General features: G+C 30.1%; 19 protein-coding genes, 2 tRNA genes and 1 rRNA gene. 18 read left to right on the top strand and 4 right to left on the bottom strand.

Annotated elements, in window-relative coordinates:
• Positions 1 to 32: 32 nt before the first annotated feature.
• The 9 genes from L2Z92_RS07160 (at position 33) to L2Z92_RS07120 (ending at position 8,951) form a co-directional block, all read left to right on the top strand.
• The gene (locus L2Z92_RS07160; RefSeq protein ID WP_236458143.1) at positions 33 to 1,004 is read left to right on the top strand and encodes a succinylglutamate desuccinylase/aspartoacylase family protein; all 972 of its coding nucleotides are present in this window, start codon (positions 33 to 35) and stop codon (positions 1,002 to 1,004) included.
• Positions 1,005 to 1,063: 59 nt separating this feature from the next.
• On the top strand, positions 1,064 to 2,326 hold the full coding sequence (locus tag L2Z92_RS07155) for a pyridoxal-dependent decarboxylase (protein WP_236458142.1): 1,263 nt from the start codon (positions 1,064 to 1,066) through the stop codon (positions 2,324 to 2,326).
• Positions 2,295 to 2,858 (top strand): 5-formyltetrahydrofolate cyclo-ligase, encoded by a 564-nt coding sequence (locus tag L2Z92_RS07150; protein WP_236458141.1) that lies wholly within the window; start codon positions 2,295 to 2,297, stop codon positions 2,856 to 2,858. The genes L2Z92_RS07155 and L2Z92_RS07150 overlap by 32 nt, the downstream gene beginning before the upstream one ends.
• A gap of 51 nt (positions 2,859 to 2,909) precedes the next feature.
• Positions 2,910 to 4,847: a M1 family aminopeptidase gene (locus L2Z92_RS07145; protein ID WP_236458140.1), complete on the top strand. Its 1,938-nt coding sequence runs from the start codon at positions 2,910 to 2,912 to the stop codon at positions 4,845 to 4,847.
• A 77-nt stretch (positions 4,848 to 4,924) separates the two neighbouring features.
• Positions 4,925 to 6,508, top strand: coding sequence for a site-2 protease family protein (locus tag L2Z92_RS07140; RefSeq protein WP_236458139.1), 1,584 nt, complete (start codon positions 4,925 to 4,927; stop codon positions 6,506 to 6,508).
• Positions 6,509 to 6,580: 72 nt separating this feature from the next.
• Positions 6,581 to 6,654 (top strand) — tRNA-Asn (locus L2Z92_RS07135).
• Between the two features lie 65 nt (positions 6,655 to 6,719).
• A tRNA-Asn gene (locus tag L2Z92_RS07130) sits at positions 6,720 to 6,793 on the top strand.
• Positions 6,794 to 7,084: 291 nt separating this feature from the next.
• Positions 7,085 to 8,419 carry an ammonium transporter gene (locus L2Z92_RS07125; protein ID WP_236458138.1) on the top strand — a complete coding sequence of 445 codons (1,335 nt, stop codon included), beginning with the start codon at positions 7,085 to 7,087 and terminating at the stop codon, positions 8,417 to 8,419.
• A 34-nt stretch (positions 8,420 to 8,453) separates the two neighbouring features.
• Positions 8,454 to 8,951, top strand: a complete 498-nt coding sequence (locus L2Z92_RS07120; RefSeq protein WP_236458137.1) for a nuclear transport factor 2 family protein — start codon at positions 8,454 to 8,456, stop codon at positions 8,949 to 8,951.
• Positions 8,952 to 9,067: 116 nt separating this feature from the next.
• On the opposite strand, the gene L2Z92_RS07115 is transcribed toward L2Z92_RS07120, so the two are convergent.
• Positions 9,068 to 9,367: a helix-turn-helix domain-containing protein gene (locus L2Z92_RS07115; RefSeq protein WP_236458831.1), complete on the bottom strand. Its 300-nt coding sequence runs from the start codon at positions 9,365 to 9,367 to the stop codon at positions 9,068 to 9,070.
• Between the two features lie 270 nt (positions 9,368 to 9,637).
• Between L2Z92_RS07115 and L2Z92_RS07110 the strand changes: the two genes are divergently transcribed.
• The 7 genes from L2Z92_RS07110 (at position 9,638) to L2Z92_RS07080 (ending at position 14,939) form a co-directional block, all read left to right on the top strand.
• Positions 9,638 to 10,537, top strand: coding sequence for a hypothetical protein (locus tag L2Z92_RS07110; protein WP_236458136.1), 900 nt, complete (start codon positions 9,638 to 9,640; stop codon positions 10,535 to 10,537).
• Between the two features lie 10 nt (positions 10,538 to 10,547).
• Entirely contained in the window at positions 10,548 to 11,447 is a 900-nt protein-coding gene (locus L2Z92_RS07105) for a hypothetical protein (protein WP_236458135.1), read from the top strand.
• Between the two features lie 18 nt (positions 11,448 to 11,465).
• A complete protein-coding gene (locus L2Z92_RS07100) occupies positions 11,466 to 11,690 on the top strand; it encodes a hypothetical protein (RefSeq protein ID WP_236458134.1) in 225 nt (74 codons plus the stop codon).
• An 18-nt stretch (positions 11,691 to 11,708) separates the two neighbouring features.
• Positions 11,709 to 11,939, top strand: a complete 231-nt coding sequence (locus tag L2Z92_RS07095) for a hypothetical protein (RefSeq protein ID WP_236458133.1) — start codon at positions 11,709 to 11,711, stop codon at positions 11,937 to 11,939.
• A 5-nt stretch (positions 11,940 to 11,944) separates the two neighbouring features.
• Positions 11,945 to 12,874, top strand: coding sequence for a grasp-with-spasm system ATP-grasp peptide maturase (gene gwsG, locus L2Z92_RS07090; RefSeq protein WP_236458132.1), 930 nt, complete (start codon positions 11,945 to 11,947; stop codon positions 12,872 to 12,874).
• Positions 12,875 to 13,060: 186 nt separating this feature from the next.
• Positions 13,061 to 14,155: a grasp-with-spasm system SPASM domain peptide maturase gene (gene gwsS, locus L2Z92_RS07085; protein WP_236458131.1), complete on the top strand. Its 1,095-nt coding sequence runs from the start codon at positions 13,061 to 13,063 to the stop codon at positions 14,153 to 14,155.
• A 424-nt stretch (positions 14,156 to 14,579) separates the two neighbouring features.
• Positions 14,580 to 14,939, top strand: coding sequence for a hypothetical protein (locus L2Z92_RS07080; protein WP_236458130.1), 360 nt, complete (start codon positions 14,580 to 14,582; stop codon positions 14,937 to 14,939).
• A 57-nt stretch (positions 14,940 to 14,996) separates the two neighbouring features.
• Here L2Z92_RS07080 and L2Z92_RS07075 read toward each other — a convergent pair whose 3' ends face one another.
• Both L2Z92_RS07075 and L2Z92_RS07070 read right to left on the bottom strand, forming a co-directional pair.
• Positions 14,997 to 16,412 (bottom strand): glycosyl hydrolase family 8, encoded by a 1,416-nt coding sequence (locus L2Z92_RS07075; RefSeq protein WP_236458129.1) that lies wholly within the window; start codon positions 16,410 to 16,412, stop codon positions 14,997 to 14,999.
• A 68-nt stretch (positions 16,413 to 16,480) separates the two neighbouring features.
• Positions 16,481 to 17,437 (bottom strand): NAD-dependent epimerase/dehydratase family protein, encoded by a 957-nt coding sequence (locus tag L2Z92_RS07070; RefSeq protein ID WP_236458128.1) that lies wholly within the window; start codon positions 17,435 to 17,437, stop codon positions 16,481 to 16,483.
• A 152-nt stretch (positions 17,438 to 17,589) separates the two neighbouring features.
• On the opposite strand from L2Z92_RS07070, the gene L2Z92_RS07065 reads away from it, so the two are divergent.
• Complete coding sequence (locus L2Z92_RS07065) at positions 17,590 to 18,213, top strand: hypothetical protein (protein ID WP_236458127.1); 624 nt, start codon at positions 17,590 to 17,592, stop codon at positions 18,211 to 18,213.
• A 77-nt stretch (positions 18,214 to 18,290) separates the two neighbouring features.
• A complete protein-coding gene (gene mfd, locus L2Z92_RS07060) occupies positions 18,291 to 21,599 on the top strand; it encodes a transcription-repair coupling factor (protein ID WP_236458830.1) in 3,309 nt (1,102 codons plus the stop codon).
• A gap of 1,013 nt (positions 21,600 to 22,612) precedes the next feature.
• Here the strand turns inward: mfd and rrf are convergent.
• Positions 22,613 to 22,722, bottom strand: a 5S ribosomal RNA gene (gene rrf, locus L2Z92_RS07055).
• Positions 22,723 to 22,760 lie beyond the last annotated feature (38 nt).

The raw sequence follows: 22,760 nt of genomic DNA, 5'->3' as shown, positions 1-22,760 counted from the left end.
TTTCTACTTTTACTTCTTCACAATTTAATGAGATGAAAAACAAAGCAATTGAATTATTAGGACAATCTATCTTACCTGGAGAAAGTAAAACTATAGATGTAGAAATTGCAAAACTTCACACTACGACCAAACTTAAAATTCCAATAATTATTGAACGATCTAAAATTGATGGCCCGATTGTTTTATTTAGCGCAGGTTTACATGGTGATGAAATTAACGGTACTGAAATTGTTCGTCAGCTTATTATTCGAAAAATAAACAAACCGAAACGAGGCACTGTAATTTGTATTCCTATCATTAATATTTTCGGATTCGTAAATCAAAGCAGACAGTTTCCAGATGGTCGCGATTTAAATAGGGTTTTTCCAGGAAGTAAAAATGGCTCTTTGGCTAGCCGATTTGCACATTTCTTGGTAAAAGAAATAATTCCTATTGTTGACTATGCTATCGATTTCCATGCAGGTGGAGCCAGTCGATTTAATGCTTCTCAAATTCGAATTGTTCCAAATGATTTAGAATTAAAAGAACTTGCAACAATCTTCAATGCACCATTTACTCTTTATTCTAAAAACATTCATGGCTCTTTCAGAAATGCGTGCACACGTTTAAATGTAAAAATGTTACTTTTTGAAGGCGGAAAATCATTAGACTTAAATTCGGAAATTACTAGAGATGGCGTTGAAGGCTCTAAACGTTTTCTCTCTCATTTAGACATGTTAAATCCTAAAAAAGTTGCCAATCAAAATGTTCAAAAAACAATTTACATTGAAAAATCTTATTGGATAAGAGCTCACTTTTCTGGCATGTTTATTGGCCTTATCAAGATTGGGACTTTTGTAAAAAAAGGGACAATTTTAGCTACTATATCAGATCCTTTTGGGAAAACTGAAAATAAAGTTAAAGCTCCAAATGATGGTTATTTAATTAACGTAAATGATGCACCCATCGTTTATCAAGGTGATGCTATTTTTCACATATCAACACAATTAGAAACAGAAAACTAACAAATATCATATTTTTGTTTGTTTAGTATGCCTTAGCTTTGCAAAAAACCACTAGACAAATGATATTTTGGAAAAAATTAAAACAAGAACAACTTAAAGCAAGAGTCCAAAAAGCTTTACAAGAAAATGTAAACTTCTCTAATGACGCTTCATTAGGTTATCCTGCTTCAAAACTAGACGGACAAGTATTTTATGATGATGCTCCTTTTTTAAAAGACGCACCAACATTGCAAACTTATGTTGCTAATCCTAACAACATTGGTTGCCATACTTTTGGAACTTCAGAAACGGCATTTAGCGGAACTCAAGAAATAGAAAGAGAAGTACTAAATGTTCTTGCTGTTGATGTTTTCAAGGCAAAAGAAAATGAATTTGATGGTTATATTGCTCCAGGTGGCACGGAAGCAAATATTCAAGCCATTTGGATATTTAGAAATTATTTCATGAATCATTTTGATGCTAAAGCAGATGAAATTGCAATTCTTGCTTCTGAAGACACACATTACTCTATCCCTAAAGCTGCCAATTTATTACAAATTGATTGGATAAAAATTCCTGTAAACTTTAACAGTAGAGCAATCGAGATTCAAAATCTTGATAACATAATTACAGGAGCTAAATCTAAAGGAAAAAAATATTTTATTGCCATATCAAATTTAGGAACAACTATGTTCGGTTCTGTAGACAATCCTGATGATTATATTATGGTTCTAGAAAAACACAGTGTAGCCTATAAATTACATATTGATGGTGCCTATGGAGGTTTTGTTTATCCTTTTAGCAATGAAAACTCATCAATAAATTTCAGTAATCCAAAGATAAGCTCTATAACTATAGACGCACATAAAATGCTCCAAGCTCCTTATGGAACAGGTGTTTTCATTTGCAGAAAAGGATTAATTGAAAATGTACTAACAAAAGAGGCCGAATATGTTGAAGGAATGGATTTAACACTATGCGGAAGTAGATCTGGAGCGAATGCTGTCGCTGTTTGGATGATTCTATTTACCTATGGCCCATTTGGTTGGTTTGAAAAAGTTAGCATACTACAAATGAGAACAAAGTTTCTTTGTAATGAATTAGACAAATTAGACATCCCTTACTTTCGTGAGCCGAATATGAATATAGTCACTATTCAAGCTAAAAACATCCCTCATCATCTTGCAGAAAAATACGATTTAGTTCCTCAACAACATAATGAAGATAATAAATGGTATAAAATTGTATTGATGTATCATGTAGAAGTTGAACATTTAACTACTTTTATAGACGAATTAAAACTGTCTATAAATGATAAAGAAAGAAATAAGGAAAAAGTATAAAGCAGAAAGAGAAAAGTTGACTTTTGAAGAAATTGAAGAAAAAAGCTTAGCGATAGCGAATCAATTACTACGTTTAGATATTTGGGAGAAAATATATTTTCATGTTTTTTTACCCATTGAAGAGCAAAAGGAAGTTAACACAGAATACATACTACAAATTTTAGCAGGAAAAGATAAAGAGGTTATCGTTTCAAAATCCAATTTTGAAACGATAACTATGACGCATATCTTACTAACTGACAATACTCGAATTAAAAAAAACAACTATAATATTCCAGAACCTGTAGACGGAATTGAAGTCCCTTCTAGCAAAATAGATGTTGTTTTTATCCCGCTATTAGCCTACGATGAAGAAGGAAACCGTGTAGGATATGGAAAAGGTTTCTATGATAATTTCTTGAAAGAATGCAAACCAGAAACCATAAAAATTGGTCTTTCCTTTTTTAATCCTGAAAAATTAATTGAAGACATATATATAAATGATATAAAATTAGATTTTTGTGTTACAGATAAAAACGCATACCATTTTTAAATCGCTTTTTTTTATTTTATATCATAAATTCAATACATTAGCTAAAAAAAAATGAAAAAAACACTCCTATCACTTTTATTCATTCCCTCTTTTTTCATCTTTGCTCAAGTAGAAAATGATGATTTTGACAGAATGATTGAGTCAGAAATGAAGTCAGCTTCCTCATTAAGTACTTTTCAAGCCAATCCCAATACATTAAATTACAATGTTACACATCAAGAATTAAGATTCACTGTAGATCCTGCTGTTTTTAATATTGAAGGACAAGTTACAACAACATTTACTGCGCTAGAAAACATGAATACTGTTGTTTTTGATTTTTACAAAAAAACGTCTTCTCCTTTTACAATTACTTCGGTAAAGAAAGACGGCAACAATCTTAGTTATTCTCATAATAGCACACACGAATTAGAAATAACACTTCCAACAACATTAACCACAGGAAACAGCGCTACAATAGAAATCATATATAGTGGAGCTCCCTCAACTGCAGAACAAGCGTTTACTGCTGGAAATCACTCAGGAACACCCATAATCTATACTTTATCAGAACCGTATGGAGCAAGAGATTGGTGGCCATGTAAACAAGACTTAAATGATAAAATAGAAAGTATTGATGTCTACATAACAGCTCCATCACAATATGTGAGTGTATCAAATGGATTAGAGCAAAGCGCAATAGATAATGGAAATAACACAAAAACAACTCACTTCCATCATAGTTATCCAATTCCTGCTTATTTAGTCGCTATTGCAGTAACCGATTACCAAATTTACAACCAACAAGGAGGATTAGGAACAACTGTGAGCCCATTTTTTCCAATTGTAAACTACATCTACCCTGAAACAGCAACATCGACTCAAAATAGCCTTGCGGTTACTCCAACAATCATTAATTTATTTGAAACTTTAATAGGTGACTACCCTTTTAGAAATGAAAAATATGGACATGCTCAATTTGGTTGGGGAGGTGGTATGGAACACACAACAGTATCATTTATGGGAGGATGGTCTAGAGGACTAATTGCTCACGAAATGGCACATCAATGGTTTGGTGATAAAATCACATGCGGAACTTGGAAAGACATTTGGCTAAACGAAGGTATTACAGAATACATGTCTGGTGTAGTAGTTGAAAACTTAGATGGAGACGTTTCATTTAGAAACTGGAAAGAATCAAAAACCAGCAATATAACTTCTCAACCTAATGGAAATTTATACTTAACAGATACTCAAACACAAAGTGTCAGCAGAATTTTTAGCGGAAGGATCACCTATAACAAAGGATCAATGGTAACCAATATGATTCGCTATAAAATGGGAGACGCAAACTTCTTTCAAGCATTACGTAATTATTTAGCCGATCCTGCTCTAGCTTATAAATATGCAATAACACCACAATTCCAAAGTCATTTAGAAACTGCTTCTGGATTAAATTTTACAGAGTTTTTTAATGATTGGGTATATAATGAAGGCTACCCAACTTATACTATTAGTGCTCAAAATTGGGGTTCTGGTCAAGCTAAAATAACAGTAAATCAAACACAATCAGACCCTTCTGTTAGCTATTTTGAAATGCCTTTAGTAATCCGTTTATCTGGAAATGGTGGACAAACACAAGATTTCACAGTAAACAACACTATAAACAATGAAGAATTTATTGTTAACGTACCATTTCAAGTAACAAATGTAGAATTCGATCCAAACAAAGATATTATATCAAGAAACAATATAGCTACTTTAGCAAATGAAGAATTTACTTTAGAACAAACCGTATCTATTTTTCCAAATCCAAGTGCTACTACAATACATATAAAAATACCAAATGATTTAGAACTAGAAAAGGTTGAATTTTATAACACTATTGGGCAGTTAGTTTATACGCAAAAAAAGAAAGACATCGCTATCGATCATCTTTCAAAAGGAATGCATATCATAAAGTTAACCACTAATAAAGGTGTGATTCATAAAAATTTTATAAAAAAATAGTTCCCAATAAAAATAATGATAAAAAGTAAGGTGAAAACCTTACTTTTGTTTTTTTAAATTAAAAGCATACTTAAAAGATGATTCAAACAGCACAAATATTATTCATACTTTCTGTTTTAGTAATTCTTCATGAATTCGGACATTATTTAACCGCAAAAATGTTCAAGGTTAGAGTTGAAAAATTCTACTTATTCATGGATGCCGGTTTTTCAATTGTAAAGAAAAAAATTGGAGATACAGAGTGGGGAATTGGATGGCTTCCAATTGGTGGATATGTAAAACTTTCAGGAATGATGGATGAAAGTATGGACGAAGAACAACTAAAAGGAGAACCTCAGCCCTGGGAATTCCGTTCAAAACCAGCTTGGCAACGATTAATCATTATGTTGGGAGGAATTGTTGTTAATATATTATTAGCATGGTTAATTTTTACAGTAATGTATATTACTGTAGGGAAGAAAATCATTTCAACCGATGAATTACAAAAAAATGGATTAGCATTTGGTGAAGTAGGTCAAAATGTAGGCTTCAAAAATGGAGATAAAATCATGAGTATTGATGGCAAACATCATGAAGATTTTAAATTCATGAACATGGGTGTGCTTTTTGGAGACAAAATCGAAATTGAGCGTGATGGAAAAAAAGTTGAACTACTTTTAACTGATGAGCAAAAAGGAGAAATTATCAAAAAAGAAGGTAAAGGCTTTGTTCATGCGCGTTTTGGCATGAATGAATATTTTATTGATTCAATTGGCAAAAACAATACTGGATTCGAACGATTTGATGAAATTGTAGGTGTAAATGGTAAACGATTTGTGTATTCCGATGAACTATCTGATGCACTAAGAACTCACAAAAATGACTCCGTAAATCTTATCGTTAAAAGAAACAATGTAGAAGTCGTTTTAAGAACCAAAGTTGACAGTACTGGACTTTCTGGGGTTAATCAAACATATGCATTAGTGCCAAACGAAGATTTAAAAAATAGTTTCGTATCTACAATCATGAAGAATTCATCTGCTGAAAAAGGAGGAATAGAATTTAAAGACGAAATTATTGGAATCAACAATATTAAAACAGAATCTAAAAAAGAACTTAATAGAATTCTTTCTGAGAACAAAGGAAAAGAAATAACTCTAAATGTTTTAAGAGAAGGTAAAAAAACTGATTTAAAAGTAACTCTAAATCAATACGGACGCCTAGGTATTAGCTTTGATCAAAAAGAAGATAAAAAATATACAATTACAGAAAAACTAAGTTTAGGAGAAGCTTTTCCAGAAGCAGTAAGCCAATCTTGGGCATTATTTAAATACAATGTTCAAAGTTTGAAACTAATTGCACGACCAAAAACAGGTGCTTACACTCAAGTACAAAGCCCTATTGGAATTGCAAGCCGTTTACCAGACACTTGGAATTGGGAATTCATTTGGAACTTTACAGCTCTTTTTTCAATCGGTTTAGCTTTTATGAATTTACTTCCAATTCCTGGATTAGATGGTGGACATGCACTATTTACAATTGCAGAAATGATTACTGGACGAACTTTAAGCGATAAAGCAATGGGATATGTTCAAACAGCAGGAATGATTATCTTATTGACGCTGATGGCATTAACCTTTGGAAAAGATATTTACCAATTAGTTGCCAATAAATTTTTCTAAATTTTTTCATATTTTGTTTGTGAAAATAAATAATCGGCTTATATTTGCACCGCAATAAAGGTAAAAACACCTTCCTTCTTAGCTCAGTTGGTTAGAGCATCTGACTGTTAATCAGAGGGTCCTTGGTTCGAGCCCAAGAGAGGGAGCTAATTAAAAAGCTACTCGTTTAGAATGGTTATTTAATATCTCAAATTGCAAAAATATTGGTTATTCCTTCTTAGCTCAGTTGGTTAGAGCATCTGACTGTTAATCAGAGGGTCCTTGGTTCGAGCCCAAGAGAGGGAGCTAATTAAAAGAAAGACTTTACAGAAATGTAAGGTCTTTTTTCATTTTATAGAAACAAGAATACACTTTTTCAAAAATCACGACACAATCTTTCCTTTAATACTTATTTTTCGAATTAATACAACAATATTCAAAAAAAATATCTCAAAAAATAACATCACTTTTTTAGAACTCTTCATTTTAAAAGGCTAATTTTCATTTTATAACAAAAACACATACTACATCATTGTTTTTCAAAAGATTAATTAGATTAAATTTTATTTTTATAATCTACAACTTTAAAAAAAAGATATGAAAACTGAAAAAAGATGGGTAATTTCTTTTCTATTAATCACAGCTATAGCAATAACAAGTTTATTTTGGAAAAACACAAATAATTTAGAAAATGACTTCCTAAAAACATCAAACCTAAATTATGCCGATATTGCTTGGCTTTTAACCTCTTCTTCTTTTGTTTTACTAATGACGCCTGGACTGTCTTTTTTCTATGGTGGAATGGTAGGTAAAAAAAATGTCATCTCAACAATGCTGCAAAGTTTCATTTCTTTAGGAGTAGTTTCTTTACTTTGGGTTATCGTTGGATTTAGTATTTCTTTTGGCTCTTCTATTGGTATTGAAATAGACGGAATAACTTATGGGCTATTTGGCAATCCTTTTGATTTTATGTTTTTTGATAATGTTTCTACTTTACCTCATAAATCTATAGGTAGCACCATTCCGTTTATACTTTTTGCACTTTTTCAAATGAAATTTGCCGTAATAACCCCAGCAATAATAACAGGTTCTTTTGCAGAAAGAGTACGTTTTATATCTTATTTACTATTCATTTGTTTGTTTACCATTTTCATTTATGCCCCACTCTGCCATATGGTTTGGCATCCTAGCGGTCTATTAGGTGCTTATTTTGGAATTAAAGATTTTGCAGGAGGAACAGTAGTACACATGAGTGCTGGTTTCGCTGCTTTAGCTGGCGTTCTAGTACTTGGAAAAAGAAAAGACAAAGAACACATTCCAACTAATATTCCTTTTGTATTATTAGGAACAGGGATGCTCTGGTTTGGTTGGTTTGGCTTTAATGCTGGATCTGCGATGGCTGCTAATAGTACCGCAGCAATGGCATTTGCTACTACTACAATTGCTTCCGCTTCTGCAATGATGACATGGATTTTCTTCGATAGAATAAACGGTCGAAAGGTTTCTGCTTTAGGAGCTTGTATTGGAGCAGTTGTTGGCTTAGTAGTTATTACTCCCGCTGCTGGATTTATTTCTATCCCTAAAAGCATTTTCTTTGGTTTTATTGCTGCTATAGTCTCTAATTTAGCATTAAACTGGAAAAGATTAAAAAAAATAGACGACACTCTAGATGTTTTTGCTTGTCATGGTGTTGCAGGTATTATGGGAATGCTACTCACAGCACTATTTGCCGAAGGAGAAAACGCAAGTCTATTGCATGGTGGATGGGGCGTTTTTTCACATCATATGATTGCTTTATTTCTAGTTGCTTTATTTACTTTTTTTGGCGCATTAATTCTCTATAAAATTACCAACAAAATCATACCCTTAAGAGTATCATCTAATTCTGAAAGCATTGGTTTAGATTTATCGCAACATGATGAAAAATTATAATATCTTTACAAATCATACTTTTAATTGCATTATCATGACTCGATATTATTCTATTTTGTTATTATTTCTATTTTTAAATTGTACTACCAATAAAGAAGCGGTAGCGCCTTCTAAAATAGAAATAAACACTTTACTAGATCAATGGCACAAAGATGCATCAGAAACAAACTTTAAAGGCTATTTTAATGCAATGTCTAATGAATCCATCTTTATTGGTACTGATGCAACAGAAAACTGGAACAAAAAAGCATTCATGGATTTTGCTAAGCCCTATTTTGACAAAGGAAAAGCTTGGAGCTTTACTACACTAGAGAGAAATGTTTATTTTTCTACTGATGGTAAAATGGCTTGGTTTGATGAATTGTTAAACACCCAAATGAAAATTTGCAGAGGAAGTGGTGTTTTAATGAAAGAGAATGAGTCTTGGAAAATTAAACATTATGTCCTGTCTATGACAATACCCAACGACAACACAGCGGAAGTTATTAAAATTAAAGCTCCTATTGAAGAAGCTTTGATTGAAAAATTTTAAACACAATTCCCTACCCTATGAAAGTTATTTTATGAAAACATAAAAAAACAGTCCTCATTTAAATTAACAAATGAGGACTGTTTTTACAAACTAATACCTAATAGTATCAACATGTTTTATTCTTTGTCTTTTAATCGCTCCTTTAACTTTTTATTTTCTTCTTCTAATCTTTTATTTTCTTTCTTAATTAACTCTAAATGTTCTAAAACAAAATCCGGAACATTAAAATAATGAATTGTTCCCGAGTTATTTACAGGACTTTTCCTTAAATTATTGTAGCTAACATTAGGTTCATTTTCTTCGTAGATTTCTTCCACATCACAATTCAAAAAATCAGCAATTTTCTCCCATTCTTTTGGAGTAATTTTCACTTCTCCATTTTCCTTCCTACTATAATTTGAAGTATCTGTTGCTATATGTCTAGCAATTTCTTCCTGAGTAAATCCTTTTTTTCTTACGAACAGTTTTTAATTTCTCCTTAATCATGGTTGTATTACTTTACACAAATGATATGCAAAAAAATTAAAGAAATTCGCTATATAAATAATAAAAGATATAAAATCAATAAACAACCTTAAACTTTAACAATTTTTACAGATTTTCTGTATTTAACAAAGAGAGGGTTTTACTTACATTTGTAAGCTTACTTATCTAAATATAAGAGAAATACAATTTTATAAACAATAATGAGAAATATTATCATCATAGTACTATGCTTTTTTACTTTTTCTTGTAAAAGTACTTACACAAGAATAGGTAGTAAAGAGGCAAATTATATTCCTTATTACTTAAAAGTATATGAAGCAGATAGTTTATATATAGTAAAAGACTATAAGCGTTCTTATAAAATATTAGATAGCCTTTTTAAAAAATTCGAACCTGTAAATGCTCATATCTATTATGAAGTTATTAACTATATGAAATTAAAAGTAATATTGAATAAGAGAATTTCAAGAAAAGAAACTGAAAATTGGATTCTCAATTACGGAGTTACACTTTCTAGATTAGAAAATGATTCTATTTTAAATTTATATTATTCTAAGGATGAAAAACTGAAAAAGGATTATCCAAAATTAAGAGAAAAATTTATAAGTTCAATTCATTTGGATTTAAGGGAAGAAATAGTTAAAATGATTGAACAAGACCAGTTCTACAGAAAAAAAGATTACCAAGAAAATATCGATAAGCAAGAAGAGATAGATGCAAAAAATGCAAAACGATACATAGAAATATTTAACCAATATGGTTATCCAAGTGCAAGAGTTATTGGAGATTATTCTATTGATAAACGTATGATAAGTGAAGATGCAATTTTATTACATACTAATGATGAAGAGCGAATCAATTATTTCTTACCCAAAATATTAGAGTTTATAAATAAGGGGGAAGCGCGCCCTATGATATATGCTAATATGTATGACCAATTTTATTTATACAATGGAGAAAAACAGTATTATGGTTCTTATAATAGTGAGGTAGATATATCTGTTATGGAATTAAATAGAAGAAGAAAAACTATTGGTTTACCCAATTATGGTTATGAAAAATGGAGATTTAAAAAACTATATCCAAATGAAGAGTTTTAAAAATAAAAAAATGAGGAAAATAGTTTTATTAATTCTATGTCTATGTATCCTTTCATGTAAAAGTGCTTACACAAGAATAGGTGATAAAGACGCAAATTACATTCCATACTATCTAAAAGTAAATGAAGCAGATAGCTTGTATTTGGTTAAAAACTATCAAGAATCTTACAAAATATTAGATAGTGTCTTTAAAAGATATGAACCAATTAATACTCAAATGTATTATGAAGTTCATACTTATATGAATTTGAAAGTAATATTAAATAAGAAGATTACAAAAAAAGAAACCAAAAACTGGATTGTTAATTACGGAATTACTTTATCGTCCTTAAAAAATGATTCCATTTTAAAACTTTACTATTCGAAAAAAGGAAAATTAAATTTTGATTACCCAAAATTGAGAGAAAAATTTATGAGCAGTCTTCAATTAGATTTAAGGGAAGAAATAGTTAAAATGATTGAACAAGATCAATTGTATCGAAAAAAAAATTACCAAGCAAATATCGATAAGCAAGAAGAAATAGATGCAAAAAATGCAAAACGATACATAGAAATATTTAACCAATATGGTTATCCAAGCGCAAGGGTTATTGGAGATTTTTCTATTGATAAACGTATAATTAATGAAGATATAATATTGTTACATACAAATAATGAAGAACGAGTTAATTATTTCTTACCCAAAATATTAGAATACATAAAAAAAGGGGAAGCTAAACCGTTTACTTATGCAAATATGTATGATCAATATAATTTATATAATGGAGGAGAACAATATTATGGTTCTTATACCAATAAGGTTGATATACCAATAACGGAATTAAATAGAAGAAGAAGAACTATTGGCCTACCTAATTATGGTTATGAAAAATGGAGATTTAAAAAAATGTTTCCTGACGAAGAGTATTAATTAATTAAATATATTTATATGAGAAAATTAGAAAGTTTTTTTGAAAACAGTGTTTTATCTCAAAGAGACAAAACATTAATTATCGGTGGAGGATCTGCGGTGGGCAGTAAAACATCTTGTGGAGAAACTACTTGTGATAATGGTTGTGAAGATTATACACATACATGGACAAGAGATGATGCTGAAGGGAAGGTTATATCGACAAGTAGTCAAACTACAGTTTCAACTAATGATTGTGCTTAATCAATAAAAAAAATAATTATGAAAAAATTAAAAAGCATTCAAGAGTTTAATCTTGAAAATAGAACAACAAAAATATCTAATAATCAAGCTCTACTTATTCAAGGTGGTATGGGTGGAGGAGATACTAATGACCAATGCCATTCGTATGTAGATACTTGTGATAACGGATGTAGCGACATGCACGTTACAAGATCAAAAGATGGTGTGGTTTATCATGATGCTACAACAATAAGTGATATTGATTGTTAAATAGAATGATTTTAATAATTACAGAAGAAGCCGATTTATCAACTAGTTTGGTGATAGATTGGCTTTTGTTTTTTAAAATAAAGTTCATTAGGATTAATGAAAATGATGAATTGAAGGTTGTGTTTAATGAAGGAAATATAAAAATAGTTACCAATAATTGTAGTTTTTATATTTCAGAATTAAAAGGTGTTTGGTATCGAAGAGGTTTTTTAAATCTTAAAATCAAATCAGTTGACAAAGGGACAATCGATGAATTTAGGAAAAATGAATTCATAAAATTAAAAGAATTTATATATTATAAATTATCAAAATTACCCCATATCAATAAGTTCTTTAATTCAGATGTAAATAAGTTAATAGTTAATGATATCGCTAAATCACTAGGAATTCTAGTTCCGTTTGAACGTATTTTAAATAATAAAATAGACTTAGAAAGGATAAATGATATAGATGATTATATAACAAAATCAATAACAGGCAGCTTAATTTTTGATTATAAAGATTTCTACCTTGTAGGCTATACTAGTAAAATCAATAAGAAAGATAAATTACCAAATGTTTTTTTTCCATCTTTGATTCAAAAATATATACCTAAAAAATATGAATTAAGGATTTTCTTTTTACATGGTGAATTTTATGTAATGGCCATTTTCTCTCAAAAAGATGAAAAAACTAAAATTGATTTTAGAAATTATAATAAAGTAAAGCCAAATAGAAACGTTCCATTTAAATTGCCAATGGAAGTAGAAAAAAAACTCACAGAATTAATGAATAAATTAGATTTAAATTGTGGCTCAATAGATATGATTTGCACTCCTAAAAATGAATTTGTTTTTCTTGAAGTAAATCCAATAGGTCAATATGGAATGGTATCAAACCCATGTAATTATTATTTACATGAAAAAATAGCATCTTTCTTTAATAAAATAGTTTAGAAGTATTATGAATGAAGAATATAATGAATTAGCAGAAAAAAACAAAGAGGATCTACCGTTGGTTTTGTTTGATTTAGAATCAAAAACAAAAGACAAAAAAGTCACCTCTAAATTAATAAAAATTAAAAAATATAAGACTAATCTTTATCAAAAGAGTCTTTATATTAAACATGTTACTCGCTTTATATGATGAAATATTTTAAACTGTTTGCAAATTGTATTGTTGTTAAGGGGTACAAAAGAAGTGTTATCGTTGACCTTCAAAGATCTAATGTGCATTTTATCCCTAATGATTTGTGTGAAATATTAACTAAATGTAAAAACATAAAAATTCAGGATATATACATTGAATATGGAGAAGAAAATACAGAAATAATTAAGGATTATTTTATTAATCTAGAAAATTTAGATTTAGGTTTTTTCTGTGAAGAAATTGAGTTAGATTATTTTCCAGATTTAAAGCTAGATTATAAATCACCTTTTGCTATCAACAATGCTATTATTGAAAATTTTAATTTAAAAAATGATTATTCCGATACTATAGGTCAATTAGAAAATCTCGGATGTGAATATCTAGAACTTGTCTTTTATAATTTAATTGAGAGCAATGATTTAATTTCTTTTCTAGATTCTTTTTATTATAGCTCAATTAAATATATAGGTTTAATAATTAAAGATGATATTACTATAAATAATGATTTTTTAAAAAATATAACTTCAACTAAATTAAGGTTAACTAAAATTATTATTCATACTTCAGAGAGAGAAGAATTGCTAGATTTTGAAGAATTCAATCTCACAAATATAATTTATACTCAAAAAAAAATTACTGAATTTAAATTTTGTGGTAATGTTGATGAAAAATATTTCACTTCAAATGTAAGTCATTTTACAGAGTCCCTCAACCACAACTCTTGCCTAAACAAAAAAATAGCCATCGACAAAGACGGTAATATTAAAAATTGCCCAGCAATTTCTCAGAGCTTTGGTAACATAAAAAACACCACATTAGAAGAAGCGTTGCAACACAAAGATTTAAAAAAATACTGGAACATTACCAAAGACCAAATTGATGTGTGCAAAGATTGCGAATTCCGTCATGTGTGTACCGATTGCCGTGCCTATGTTGAAGACCCAGAAAATCAGTATTCCAAACCTTTAAAATGCGGCTACAGTCCATACACCAACGAATGGGAAGAATGGAGCACTAACCCACTAAAACAAAAAGGAATTGAATACTACGATATGCAAGATTTAGTTCACGCAAAAAAAGACAAATAACTTTTTGTTCCACATTGTAAGCCTTCTTATTTTGAGAAACAAAAATGCTTGCAATTTTACTTTCTACTAATTAAGTTTAATTTACTAGATACCTAATTATGCTTATTATAAATCTAATTGGGTTAAATACAAGCTTAATTACACTTAATACAAATTAAGTTTTGTTTACTCTTAATTTAATTATGCTTATTATGAATCTAGTTTGACTTATTATAAATTTAATTCCATTTAATACTAATTAATCTTAGTTTAATACATATCTAATTGGGCATAATACTCATTAAATTAGGTTTATTGTTTCTAATTAAAACAATAAAAAAAACATATAAACAGGCTATTTGTTAAGTTTCTACTTCAATTTGGCACATAATTTGTTTTATCATTTTCAACGAATAAAACAAATAATAATTAAAAATTGAAAATCATGGCAAGAAGAAAATTAACCAGAGTATTAGATCTTGAGAAGGCAAATACTCGTTTAGCAGCTGTAAAAAGTATTAGCAGTACATTAGATTTAGGAAACGATATTACAGTTCCAAATTATGAAGCGGCAATTACCGCTCTTTCAACAAAACTAAGCGTTTACAATACTGCTTTAAGTACAATTGATGATTTATACAATGAATGTATTAGTCAAATAGAAGTGATAAAAGATTGGAACGAACGCATCCTAACGGGTGTAGCTACAAAATATGGAAAAAACAGCTCACAATATGAAATGGCAGGAGGTAAGAAAAAAAGCGAACGTAAAAAGCCTACTCCGAAGAAAAATAAAAGCCGATAACTAAGAAAACCACATCTAAAAAATGTGGTTTTCTTTATTTATATAAAATAGGCTGAGTTATTCTAAAACAATCTTTCTAAAAACTGTTCTATCATTGTTAATTACTTTCATGTAATAAATCCCTGCTGCTTTACTACTTAAATCTATAGATGTTGTAAGCACATCGTTCATTTCTTTTTCTAAAACAATTTTTCCTTGCACATTTACAACTTCAATCTTAGAACTTGAAGGTACTGTTAATGTGAAAATTCCTTTACTAGGGTTTGGGTATAAACTCACATTAAAATCTTCATTCTGAAAAGAATCATTAGACAATGTTCCTGTTGGTGGCAAATAGAAATTACCCGTTAACAAGAACAAATACATTGTTTTTAATGTATGGTTAAAATAACTATTTGGTTCGTTTAGAGAATTCAAATCAACATAAGATGCATCCAAATGTGGTTGGTTTTCTCCCGCTGTAGCCGCACAAGCAAATGCCCCTACAAAAGTAGCATTGTGCCATTGCCCTATAACTGATCCATTTTGATTATAACCATCTTTAATATTTGCAGTACCATTTAGATCTACCCTAACAAAATCTGAACATTTTTTAGCATATACTTTTGCACTATTATTTCCATACCATAAATAATCAACCGCAATTCTCCAAGGTGTTCTTGCTGCATCATATTTATAGGTTTGCCCTTGATTTACATAACCACCGCTTTGAGAAGAATAAGCTCCTGATGCTTGACACCAATCTGATACCAAACCACCTGCTGCATTATTTGCTGTCAAGTTTGCATTTATAATAGTATAACATTGGGAAGCTACGTTGTTCCAATATGCTGTATCATTAGTAAATGTTCCAAATACTCTAAAATAGGCTGGTGCAAAATACGAAGCATTCGTTAATTGTGAACCACCAAACATATCGCCTGGTTTTAAAACATAAGTTCCCGCTTCTACTTCATGCGTTTTAATTGCATTGATTAAATTTTCTGCATCTAACCTATAATTAATTACTCCCGAACTTCCCCATTGATAATCGGCTACAATAAGTGCCATCGCTGCGTCTACTTCTGCATCTGTTGCACCATTTTGCCCGTTAACTCCTGAGCATCCATTTATTTTCCAATTCATAACACCATTTCCGTTACGATTGTCTTTATAATACTGCCATAGACCATCAAATGTAACCTTGTCTGCCTTATAAACAGTAAGCAACATTCCATAGGCTATTCCTTCAGAAACTGTTTCGCTTGAGTTATCAAATTTTACTCTAAATCGCCCATTAGTACAGGCTTCTACAAAGTTTGTTTTCCAAATGTTATAACTATTCTCTGCATCCACACTACTTTTCCCAGAAGCAGTTAGCCCGTTACCATAGTCAATGTTAGCAGGAAAAGGACGAGTTTGTGCAGAAACGCTACTACATAGAATAGCAATCGTGAGCGCAAAGATGCGCTTCAATTTTAAAAATTTTTTCATGTTAAGTGTTTATTTATTTACAAACTTAACCACAAAAAATGAAAAATAGTATATACAATTAGATGTTTTTAGGTATTATAAATGTGTTTCTTTAAATTTTCAAACATATCTTCCGTCATGTTTTCAATTTCAAAATCATTTTTCCAATTCCAATCTTCTCTCGCAGAAGTATCATCTATACTTGCTGGCCAACTATCCGCAATCTTCTGTCTAAAGTCTGGATTGTAGTCAATTGTAAAATCTGGATAATGTTTTTTAATTTCTTCAGCAATTTCTTTTGGAGTAAAACTCATTCCTGATAAATTATAAGAAGATCTAATTTTTACTTGTTCTTCTGGAGCTTGCATAATACCAATGGTCGCTTTTATTGCATCGTCCATATACATCATAGGTAAACCTGTGTTTTCGGAAAGAAAACTTGTAAATTTCCCTTCTGTAATTGCTTTATGAAAAATATCAACTGCATAATCTGTAGTTCCTCCTCCTGGTTCTGTACTCCAACTAATTAATCCAGGATAACGAATACTTCTAACATCTACACCATATTGTTTGTTATAATACTCACACCATCTTTCACCTGTTTGTTTCGAAATTCCATAAACAGTTGTTGGCTCCATAATGGTATATTGTGGTGTATTTTGCGATGGAGTTGTTGGTCCAAAAACAGCAATACTTGAAGGCCAAAATATTTTTTTTATTTTTCCAGCCTTTGCTAAGTTTAATACATGAAAAAGAGAGTTCATATTTAGATCCCAAGCAAATGCAGGATTTTTTTCTGCAGTTGCAGATAAAAGTGCTGCCATTAAATAGACATCTGTAATTTTATATTTTTCAAGTAAATGTTCAATTTGATTATAGTCTAATGCATTAACAACTTCAAATATTCCGTTATTTACAACATCATTTTCTAATTTTCTAATATCAGAAGCAACAACATTTTCTACTCCATAAGTAGCTCTCAATTTAGCCGTCAACTCGGTGCCTATTTGTCCACAAGCACCAATAATCAAAATTTTCGTATTCATTATATAGGTGTAATTAGTATGCAAATATAACATTTTCAGAAGCATCATTTAAGCATTTTATTAGTTTTATTTCTGCAACAAATGTTAAGAAAACATATAAATAATCTAACTTTCAATAAACATTATTACTTTTGCTATAATAAGACATCAAAATGAAGTATTTAATTCCACTATTTATTCTGCTAACAACATTAATTTCATGTGAAGATAATGACAAACAGAATGAAGAATCTACTAAAATATCGAAGAAGAATGACGCTATTTTTAAGGAAATTTCTAAAAAATGGCAATTCACATTTCCAGAATCTAAACCAGAAGTAAAAGCTAGTATTTCTGAGTGGAACGAGTGGCAACAAATTAAACGAGAATTAGAAGAGAAACCGAAGACCTCTCTTTTAGCTTTTCAAATGAAAGTGAAAAATGTTTCTGAAAAATCAGACAGTTTAAGTTTAACTGTTCCTGAAAGTTTCAACATCCCTCAAGTTAGAAGTCGATTAGTTACATTAAACACCAAAATAAAATCGTTAGATACCTATATCCATTTAGAAGATATACCTCAAAAAAGAGTAATTACTTTAATAAATGAGATAAACGAAGAAATTAAAGGTGTGTACACTCAAATGGACGAGGTTGTAATTAAAAAAGCCATTCCTAAAGAAATAGGCGAAGAAATTATGATTCGAGCCTTAGACACTACCCGTTTGGCTAGAAAGAAATTCCAAGACGAAATTATAGAAAACAAAGATCAACAAAAATCTGAAGAGACAGAAGAGTAAAATCTCCTCAAATTTAAATTATACAACATAACTTGAAAGCTTCCGAAATAGTAAAAAAATATGAGCAACAGCCAAAAATTGCTCAAATTACCGAATACATTAATAATCGCAAAAAGATAAATGTTTCAGGGCTTATTGGTTCTTCTTTATCGTTTGTAATTGATTCGCTTTTCAAAAAAACCGAACTGCCTTTTTTATTTTTATTTAATGATAAAGAAGAAGCCGCCTATTATTTGAATGATTTAGAACAATTAATCAACGATCAAGATGTTTTGTTTTATCCTGGCTCATACAGAAGACCTTATCAGATTGAAGAAACTGATAATGCAAATATTCTATTAAGAGCAGAAGTTCTAAATCGTATTAATTCTAGAAAAAAACCAGCCATAATTGTTTCTTATGTTGATGCTGTTTTTGAAAAAGTTGTTACGAGAAAAGAACTTGAAAAGAACACTTTAAAACTTAATGTAAACGATAAGGTTTCTATTGATTTTATTAACGAAACACTTTTTGAATACAATTTCAAAAGAGCAGATTTTGTAACCGAACCAGGTGAGTTTTCTGTTCGTGGAGGAATTGTAGATGTTTTTTCTTTTTCTAACGATCATCCGTATAGAATTGAGTTTTTTGGTAATGAAGTAGATAGCATTAGAACTTTCGATGTTGAAACACAGCTTTCTGTTGAAAAACTAAAAAAAATAAGTATCATTCCTAATGTAGAAAACAAACTTCTTGAAGAAAATAGAGAGAGTTTTTTACATTATATTAATGACAAGACTGTGCTTTTTATTCAAAATACTGAGCTTTTAGGGCATCAATTAGATAAATTATTTGGAAAAGCAAACGAAGCTTTTACCAAACTTTCTTCTGACATTAAACATTCAGCTCCTGAAGAACTTTTTCTAGATCAAAAACAATTTCTAAAAAAAGCATTAGACTTTACCGTAGTTGAATTGCACAACAAACCTGTCTTTAAAACAGACAAACAGTTTGAATTTCATATTCAACCACAACCTTCTTTTAACAAACAATTTGATTTACTTCTAAACAATCTAGGAGAGAATCATTTTAATAATATTACAAATTATTTATTCTGTTCTAATGAAAATCAGGCAGGACGTTTTCATGATATTTTTGAAGATATTGATTCTGAAAAACATGAATCCACACGAAAGCAGTACAAAACATTAGTATTCCCTTTATTTCAGGGCTTCATTGACGACGAACTTCAGATTGCATGCTATACAGATCATCAGATTTTTGAACGCTACCATAAGTTCAGTATTAAAAATGGTTATTCCAAAAAACAAACAATTACTTTAAAAGAACTAACTTCATTATCTGTGGGCGACTATGTTACTCATATAGATCATGGAATAGGAAAGTTTGGAGGCTTACAAAAAATAGATGTTGAAGGGAAGAAACAAGAAGCCATTAAACTTGTTTATGCAGATAATGACATTGTTTATGTTAGCATTCACTCATTACATAAAATTTCCAAATACAGTGGTAAAGACGGAACACCACCAAAGATTTACAAACTCGGAAGTAATGCTTGGAAAACGTTAAAACAAAAAACAAAAGCAAGAGTTAAACATATTGCGTTTAACCTTATTCAATTGTATGCAAAACGACGTTTAGAAAAAGGGTTCGCTTGTGCTCCAGATAGTTACTTACAAAAAGAATTAGAGAGCTCATTCATCTATGAAGACACACCAGATCAAATTACTGCAACACATGATGTTAAGTTAGATATGGAAAGTGACAGACCTATGGATCGATTGGTTTGTGGAGATGTTGGTTTTGGAAAAACAGAGGTTGCTATTAGAGCTGCCTTTAAAGCAGTAGATAATAGTAAACAAGTTGCTATTTTAGTACCTACAACTATTTTAGCCTATCAACATTTTAGAACATTTACCGAACGTTTAAAAGACATGCCTGTTACTGTTGGTTATTTGAATAGGTTTAGATCTGCAAAAGAAAAGAAAGAAACTTTAGAACAATTAGAAGCAGGAAAATTAGATATTGTTATTGGTACGCATCAATTGGTAAATAAGAATGTGAAATTTAAAAATTTAGGTTTATTAATCATTGACGAAGAACAAAAGTTCGGAGTTAACGTAAAAGATAAATTAAAAACAATCTCCGAAACTGTTGATACTTTAACATTAACAGCAACGCCAATACCTAGAACATTACAATTCTCATTAATGGCTGCGAGAGATTTGTCAGTAATTACAACACCTCCTCCAAATCGTTATCCTATAGAGACAAATGTGGTAAGCTTTAATGAGGAAATTATTCGTGATGCTATTGCTTATGAAATTGAACGTGGTGGCCAAGTCTTTTTTATAAATAATAGAATTGAGAATATAAAGGAAGTTGCTGGAATGATTCAACGATTAGTTCCTAATGCAAAAGTTGGCATTGGACACGGACAAATGGATGGAAAAAAATTGGAAGAATTAATGCTCTCTTTTATTGAAGGTGAATTTGACGTTCTCGTTGCAACTACTATTATTGAAAGCGGATTAGACGTTCCTAATGCAAATACTATCTTTATTAACAACGCTAATAACTTTGGTCTTTCCGATTTACACCAAATGAGAGGTCGTGTTGGGCGAAGTAACAAAAAAGCATTTTGTTACTTTATTACTCCTCCCTATTCTGCTATGACTGATGATGCCAGAAAACGTATTCAAGCTTTAGAGCAATTTAGCGAACTTGGAAGCGGATTTAATATTGCGATGAAAGATTTAGAAATTCGTGGTGCTGGAGATTTATTAGGTGGTGAACAAAGTGGTTTCATAAATGAAATTGGTTTCGATACTTATCAAAAAATCATGAATGAAGCTATTGAAGAACTTAAAGAAAATGAATTTGCCGATTTATATGTTGAAGAAAATAATATTGAAACCAAAGAATTTGTAAAAGACATTCAAATAGATACCGATTTTGAAATTCTTTTTCCAGATGAATATATCAATAATATTACCGAACGTTTAAATCAATATAACGAACTTAACCTAATTAAAGACGAAATAAAACTAGAACAATTCGAACAAAAGCTAATTGATCGTTTTGGAGCTTTACCTAAGTCCGCTGTTGCACTTTTAAACAGTGTTCGTTTAAAATGGAGAGCTTCTGCTTTAGGATTAGAGAAAGTTGTTATTAAGCAAGGAAAAATGATTGGTTATTTTATAAATGATCAGCAAAGCACTTTTTATCAAAGTAATCGTTTCATAAAAGTGGTTCAATTTGTGCAACAAAATGGAAATCTTTGTAAAATGAAAGAAAAGCAAACTAAAAACGGATTGCGTTTACTCTTAACTTTCGATAATGTAAAAACGATTAACAAAGCGCTTGAACTGATTTCTAAAATATAAAAAAGGCCGAAGTGAACACTTCGACCTTTAAATTTTTTCTTGAGTAGAAAAAATTACTGCTATTAACCGAGACAAATATAAGGCGAAATTCAGTAAAGTTAAATACAATAAAATTGCCGATTTTGTTAAGGTTATGGAATTACTAAAATATAAGTAATAAAAAAAGGATACTATTTCTAGTATCCTTTTTTTACTTTACCTTATTAACTAATTTGGATAATACACCTTTATTAACCGAGTGCAAAAATAATATATATTAGTTCTAAAACGGTTACACGAAAATTACCGTTCTTGTTAAAGTTTCATTCGTGATAAAACATAAAAAAAGGCCGAAGTGAAACTTCGACCTTTAAATTTTTTCTTGAGTAGAAAAAATTACTGCTATTAACCGATACAAAGATAAGGAAGTCATTTGTTAAGTTGGATACAGAAAAACTGCCGTTCTTATTAAAGTTTTATTTTTATATAATTCTTAGATTTCTATATAAGAAAAAAGGTCGATATGAGATAATCGACCTTTTACTTTTACCCTTTCCCTTTGAGGAAAAAATTTACTACTATTAACTAACACCAAAGATAAGCTGTAAGTTATATAAAACAAATACAAGATATCTGCCTTTCTTGTTAAACTTTAATATGAATACATGACACTTTTATCAAACTTCTAAAATTTTATTAACTGAAATTATTATGGATTATTTTAAACTCACTTCTTTTTAGAGTCAAGGTAATACTTATCATTATTTAAAATAGACTAGAAAGAATTCTTTGCTGATATAATAGTTAAATATAAAATTTATCTAAACATTACTTGTAGAAGTTGATTTAATTAAGGTATTAGTCAAATTATCTTTAGAGATTGGAATATAATAACATACGAAACCAAAATAAAACATAAATAAGTTTGTGTCTTTTATATAAGACACAAGTTTTCGGATTGATCCAATTATCTCACAATTCTAAAAAAAAGATACAATAAAAAACCCTAATCAGTATGATTAGGGTTTTTAAAAGAAAGGCGGCGACATACTCTCCCACAGGATTGCAGTACCATCTGCGCAGGTGGGCTTAACTTCTCTGTTCGGAATGGGAAGAGGTGAGCCCCACCGCAATAACCACCTTAAATGATCTAATTGCTTTGGGCAATTAATTGCAATAAAC

This window comes from Flavobacterium jumunjinense (assembly GCF_021650975.2).
Lineage (GTDB): Bacteria > Bacteroidota > Bacteroidia > Flavobacteriales > Flavobacteriaceae > Flavobacterium > Flavobacterium jumunjinense.
This window is presented reverse-complemented; position numbering and strand designations above follow the sequence as displayed.